The sequence below is a fragment of the Brevibacterium gallinarum genome (genome assembly GCF_014836885.1).
Taxonomy (GTDB): domain Bacteria; phylum Actinomycetota; class Actinomycetes; order Actinomycetales; family Brevibacteriaceae; genus Brevibacterium; species Brevibacterium gallinarum.
Window position 1 is genome coordinate 1 of the sequence record NZ_JACSPY010000034.1, and the last position, 1044, is coordinate 1044.

The 1044-nt window shown below is 63.0% G+C and carries 1 protein-coding gene; it reads right to left on the reverse strand.

The window, feature by feature from the left end; all coding sequences use genetic code 11:
* Nucleotides 1-23 precede the first annotated feature (23 nt).
* Entirely contained in the window at nt 24-932 is a 909-nt protein-coding gene (locus H9634_RS14355) for an IS982 family transposase (protein ID WP_191727482.1), read from the reverse strand.
* Nucleotides 933-1044 lie beyond the last annotated feature (112 nt).

A 1044-nucleotide genomic window follows, 5' to 3' on the forward strand; every position in this document is an offset into this window, starting at 1 on the left:
CCTAGATGATTGATTCCAAGGGTTCAGTGGTCGTACGCGGTCAGTGACCGGAGTACCGGCTGTCCGGTCTTCTGGTTGTGCCAGATCGCAGTAGTCAGCGCGAGGAGCCGCTGCAGCACCCGGATCACGACTCCCGCGATGGTGCGTCCGCCGTGCTGTTCCAGCCCGAGTTGCCCTTTGAGTGTGTCGAACACCGACTCGATCGTTTGCCTCAGCGGTTTCAAGAACCGTGCGCCAGCACGGGGCGGCTCGCCTTTCCTCGCGGGCCGGAGGAGCGTGATCCCCGAGTCGTCGAGTTCCCGTTCGAACACGCGCCCGTAGTAGCCCTTGTCGGCCATGATCGTCTGCTGAGCAGTCACCTCTGCCGGAGTGGTTTCGAGGATGCTCTGGAGGGTGTCGCGTTCGTCGGCTTTCGCGCCGGTGAGCGCGAACCCCACCGGGAGGCCATCCAAGGTGGCGAGCAGATGGAGCCGGAGGCCCCAGAAGAAGCGAGAGTGCGAAGCGCAGTACCCGTACTCGGCATACCCGGCAAGATCGGAGCGTTTCACCGTCTCCCGTGATCTGCCGCACTCGACCGGGGTCGAGTCAGCCACCCACACGTCGTCCGTCCAGAGCCCGGTATCGGCGGCGAGGTGGGCGACTACTTGCTGCATGAGGCCGGTGAGACGGCGGAGGCGTTTGTTGTAGCCGGCCTGTTGCGGGAGGGTGGGGAACATGCTGATCAGGCGGGCGCGGGCGTATCTGATCCAGCGGCGTTCGGAGTGGAACCCGAGCAGTGACTGCATAACCGCGAGAGTGATGAGTTCCGCATCGCTGATCCTTGGCGTCATTCCGACTCTGGGCCGCCACGGTGTCAGGTGCGGGTTGGCTTTCAGGTAGTCGTCGGTTGTGACGTAGAGTGCTGTAGCGAGGGTGTCCAGATCGTTGTCCAATTGCGGGCCTTAGGGTTCGAGATTGAGAGATTCAACCTCGATCCTGGACACCCTCGACCTGTGCTTGCGGCAGGCACGCCGCCAGTCACCCCTTGGAATCAATCATCTAGGG